At 32.6% G+C, this 4,842-nt stretch carries 5 protein-coding genes; all 5 read left to right on the top strand.

The features are described from left to right. Positions 1 to 143 precede the first annotated feature (143 nt). The 5 genes from E5167_RS15250 to E5167_RS15270 all read left to right on the top strand — a co-directional run bounded on the left by E5167_RS15250 (position 144) and on the right by E5167_RS15270 (position 4,563). Positions 144 to 782, top strand: coding sequence for a hypothetical protein (locus tag E5167_RS15250; RefSeq protein WP_136845020.1), 639 nt, complete (start codon positions 144 to 146; stop codon positions 780 to 782). Positions 783 to 1,043: 261 nt separating this feature from the next. Next, a complete protein-coding gene (locus E5167_RS15255) occupies positions 1,044 to 2,201 on the top strand; it encodes an integrase core domain-containing protein (protein WP_136845021.1) in 1,158 nt (385 codons plus the stop codon). Positions 2,202 to 2,261: 60 nt separating this feature from the next. Next, positions 2,262 to 3,332, top strand: coding sequence for a phosphoribosyltransferase-like protein (locus tag E5167_RS15260; RefSeq protein WP_136845022.1), 1,071 nt, complete (start codon positions 2,262 to 2,264; stop codon positions 3,330 to 3,332). A gap of 7 nt (positions 3,333 to 3,339) precedes the next feature. Further along, the gene (locus E5167_RS15265) at positions 3,340 to 3,915 is read left to right on the top strand and encodes an NADAR family protein (RefSeq protein WP_169301445.1); all 576 of its coding nucleotides are present in this window, start codon (positions 3,340 to 3,342) and stop codon (positions 3,913 to 3,915) included. 183 nt (positions 3,916 to 4,098) lie between these two features. Further along, positions 4,099 to 4,563, top strand: a complete 465-nt coding sequence (locus E5167_RS15270; protein WP_136845024.1) for a hypothetical protein — start codon at positions 4,099 to 4,101, stop codon at positions 4,561 to 4,563. Positions 4,564 to 4,842 lie beyond the last annotated feature (279 nt).

Genomic DNA, 4,842 nt, shown 5'->3' on the forward strand with positions numbered 1-4,842 from the left:
AACAACGCGCATAAAACATAGCTGGGATAGGTCTAATTAAACTATTTGTCTTATTTTTAAGGCAAATACCGAGTCTGAAAATAGCGGTTATATGACCGCTAAATTTCATGCTCGTAACCGTTGTGCGTCATTTGAGAAAAACCGTGAGATACAAGAAAATTAGAGGTTTAAAAAGAAAAGTTGCGAATATTCAGAATTGGATAAGCGGTTATTTGGAATTAAATATTGACCATCTAATTGAACATAAATACGAGTACGCAAAAGTTTATGTTGACCCTTGGGACAATTTGACTTTAACAGACAGCCAAATTCCTGAACCGAAAGGAAAAGCAAAAAAAGAAATTCTAAACGGACTAGAAAAAATCTATGACAGTTGGAAAACTGAACTGGAAAAACTTAATAAACCGTATTATTTAAAAATATGGCTTTACGAGCCAAGGATTTCAAAATCTCAAGTGGTCTGTGCAATTGACGAAAAAATTGAGTATTACGAAAACATATTTGAAAAAGCGGATTTTAAACCAAATGACTCGTCATTTACAAATCAATTGAGTTCTGAATTTAAATGGCAACCGAATATTGACGAAGAACCTTATTGGGAAAGCGATTTACTTTGGCCAAATGACCAATACGAAAGAATAGAAGACAGTTATTCTGACAGAAGACTTTTGAACAAACTGAAAAAAGGGAATTTTAAGAATAAAGAAATTGATAGTCCAAATGGAAATAAAGACAAGATTTATTTCTTACCAAAAGGGAAAATTTGGGTTGGAGAAAAATAAAAAAACGAACGCACAACACCGTGTATAATTCATTGCTTGTTCTTTTTGCACTCGGAAAATCCTACGGATTTCCCTCAGTTTCGTTTTCTTTTGCTAACTTAGTCCTAGCCTTCGCAACTAATCATACACGAAGACGTTAGGCACAAAATGGTACGATAAAGGAACATCGTTTACAGAGTTAAAGAAACATCGTTTACACTTTTTGAGTAGTAATTTGAAACCAAAATTCAAATTACCATACCTTGGAAAGAGACAACAAAAATGGAACAAAAAATTGAATTTATTTGTGAATGGCGAACAGGGAAATACACCATTATGGAATTATGTAGAAGTTTTGAAATAAGCCGACCTACCGCCTACAAAATCATTCATCGTTTTGAAAAAATGGGGTATGATGGCTTACTAGGAAAGTCCAGAATACCAAAAAGTCATCCAAATGAAACAGATCAACAAGTAATTAATGGCATCCTCGAATTAAAAGAAAAACATCGCCTGTGGGGAGCAAAGAAAATACGCAAACTATTGTTTAACGATTTTTCAGCTGATATAATTCCTTCTGTGGTTACTGTACATAATATTCTAAAGAAAAACGGTTTAGTAAGCCCTCAGAAACGACTTCGAAGAGTCAAGCCAATTCATCCCATTTTTGACCCTAAAGAGTGTAATGAAGTATGGAGTGCAGATTACAAAGGAAAGTTTTTAATGGGTAATAAAAAATACTGTCATCCACTGACCATTGCCGACTCAAAAAGTCGGTTTGTGTTCACTGCAAAGGGGCATTACAAAGAGAACTTACAGTCGGCAAAGACTGAGTTTACAAGGGTTTTTAGAAAATATGGTTTACCCAAACAAATCCATACTGACAATGGAAGTCCTTTCGGATCTGTAGCGGCAATACAACGATTTACCAGGCTCTCTTATTGGTTTATTGAACTAGGAATTATGCCTGTATTTTCAGATCCGGCACACCCAGAACAAAACGGCAGACATGAGCGAATGCATCGTGATTTAAAAGCTTCTTGCGCCAAACCTTCAGCCTATGATTTGAAAGCACAGCAAAGGCGATTAAACCGCTTTGTAAAAGAATATAATCATGTTAGACCACACGAAGCTTTGGCCATGGAAACACCTGCTTCAGTGCATAGTTTTTCGACCAGACCTTTTCCAGAAAAAACTCCTAACTTTGATTATGACCCAGAAATGAGAGTACTGAAAGTAACCAAAAATGGATCGATGAGATGGGGGGCTTACAACTGGGTATATTTATCCGCATCTTTACAAGGAAAATATGTCGGTGCTTTGGAAATGGGTAATGGAATTTGGAGGGTATTTTATAGAAACGTATTTTTAGGATACTTCAACGAAAATGAATTAAGAACGAAAGAAAAATCAGTAAGGTTAGAAACTAATTTAGTGTAAAGTATAATCTTTAACTTGTGTAAACGATCTATCTTAACGAACAAATAAAAAAACAAACTAATGGATGAAATAATTGAGAAAATTATTACCATAATTAAAGATTATCGTAAAGATGATATAAGTATTTTTTATCGTAAAAAAATGGACAAAGCCCACATCACGAAGTGGATTGAGCAGTTTGACGAAGATGATAGAGAATTTGTGCTTTCTGAATTATTACATTTATTACCAAATAGTTATTTAACTAAGGAGAATACGCTCAGGATATTGGGTGATGAATTTGAAACGTTAAGAAAAGACTTCGGATATGATAGTGTTTCTGACTTTTTAGATGAGACTAAGTTTTTGGATTGTCAAGAAAATGGTAAAAGTCAAAAAGTATTTTTAAAATTTATTGATACTATTCTACAAGAAAAATATAATTATACTCTTAAGAAGTGTGGAACAAAAGAAATAAAAAACTGGATTTATTTCGATGATGTATTAGCATCTGGCGGAACTTTTCGTGCAGACATTTTAGAAGAAATTAAAAATTATGGTAATAAAAAATTTATAGATTCTGGGATAAGAATAATTGCCTCTTTTGTAATTCTTCATTCTTGGGCTACTAACAATGTTTCATTTTCAATAGATAACGCAATTGAACATAAATTGGGTCAACGTTTAAAGTTTTACAGAGTTGCCAAAGTAGAAAACAATCCATATATAAACTATTACAATTCTAATCCTGATTTTAATCATATTTATCCTATTAAAAGTGACTTAGGTGAAAGTGTTTTAGAATTTGTTGAAAATTCCTTTGATAGAGATTACGATTTAAGAAATGCCCAATTTGCATTTAGAAACCCTGAATATCCTAAAAAAGAAAAATTCTTTTCAAGTCCTGAAAATAGGATTAGATATGAGAATATTTTATTAAAAAAAGGCTTTGAAATTATTGAATCAATTGACAATTTGACCGCTAAAAGCTTACGGCCATTAGGTATGGCACCACCTTCTTATAAAACATTAGGTACAGGAAGTCATTTTTTTACTTGGCGAAATATTTCAAATACCTGTCCATTAGTATTTTGGTGGGGAGCAAATGATTGGTATCCATTATTTCCAGTTAAAAATAGAGGAATGAACTAATATGGTATTGAGTATTCGAAAATATAAAAAAGATGAGTGCATAACTTTCAAGAGTACTAAAGGACATTATGGCTCTTTATCCAATATGGCACCAAACTACCCTATCCATATAAATGGCACAATACTTCGCACGACAGAGGCTTTATATCAGGCTTTAAGGTTTCCGAACTATCCTGAAATACAAAAAGAGATTATTCAATATGCAAGTCCAATATCGGCAAAAAAATTTGGTAGAAGACATCTAAATAAAACTCGTTCTGATTGGAATCAAATTAGGTTTAAGGTTATGAAGTTTTGTATTGAACTTAAATTATATCAGAATTATGATATTTTTTCAAAAATGCTTTTAGCCACAAAAGACTTACCTATTGTTGAATATACAGATAAAGACAAAGTTTGGGGCGCTACTTTAGAGGGAGAATATTATGTTGGAACAAACGCTTTAGGAAGATTACTAATGGAATTACGGGAAAAGGTCAAAAATGACAAATTTGAATTAATTATACCTGAAATTGAAAATTTTCGATTTTTAAGTCAAATAATTGATAAAAATTCTGTGCCTAACAACGTATATAAAAAATAGCGGTTTAATCGCTTAAATGAAACAAAATGAATAAATTAAAGATCTATTATAATCCGAAAAAGTAGTGCGTAAAATCCGCTACTTTTCATATACAAAACCGTTGGCACACATTTGAACTCACTCAAACGTATGAGATTTAACCGAAAGCGACATTCTGTTTTAAAAATACTAACCGAAAAGTTCGTGAGCGAAAATTTAAAATTAGCTCGTGGACAAAATGTTACTGCTGACCGTGTCGGACTGACCTTTGATGAAATTGAGGAAAAACTAAAAATATCCCCACACAAAAGAGAATTAATCTTGTCCGAACTCAACAAAGCAGACGAAATTGTGTTTTTTAGTCTTGACAAACTAGGTTGTATGATAGATGAAAAAAACGGAATACCAGCCTTGACTGATAAAAAATACATTAATCGTAATTGGAAAATCATATTGGATTGGATTAAAAATTTTGTTCAAATTGTTATACCTGTTTTGGCTTTGGTTATTGCTTATGTTTCACTTACATCAAAATTGGACAGTCTGAAAACGCAATCCGATAAAGAATTGCAAGAAGTAAAAAACATAATGTTAGAGCAAAAAAAGCGTATAGAAGAACTGGAAAACCAATCCAAAATTCTTCCCAATCAGAAAAAAGATTCTCTTTGACCCAATTGCGGACTGAATTAAAAAACGTGTGCCAACAACGTACATAATTCATTGCTTCGGATTTGTCCTTCGGAAAATCCTCGCCTTCTCTTAATTTGTTTCTTTTTTTCATATCTTTTGTCTTAAATTTATCGCAACACAATCATGTACAAAACCGTTGTATGCCATCGGAGTTACTTTTTGACATTCAACTTCGGTTTTCGGAATATCGTATCAGAAAAAATTGTTCGTTTAGATTAAGGATTGACTGGATTTTGTGTATTGTCAACCTATCAGGAA

Origin of the sequence: Pontimicrobium aquaticum, from assembly GCF_005047595.1 — a bacterium.
GTDB classification, from domain to species: domain Bacteria; phylum Bacteroidota; class Bacteroidia; order Flavobacteriales; family Flavobacteriaceae; genus Pontimicrobium; species Pontimicrobium aquaticum.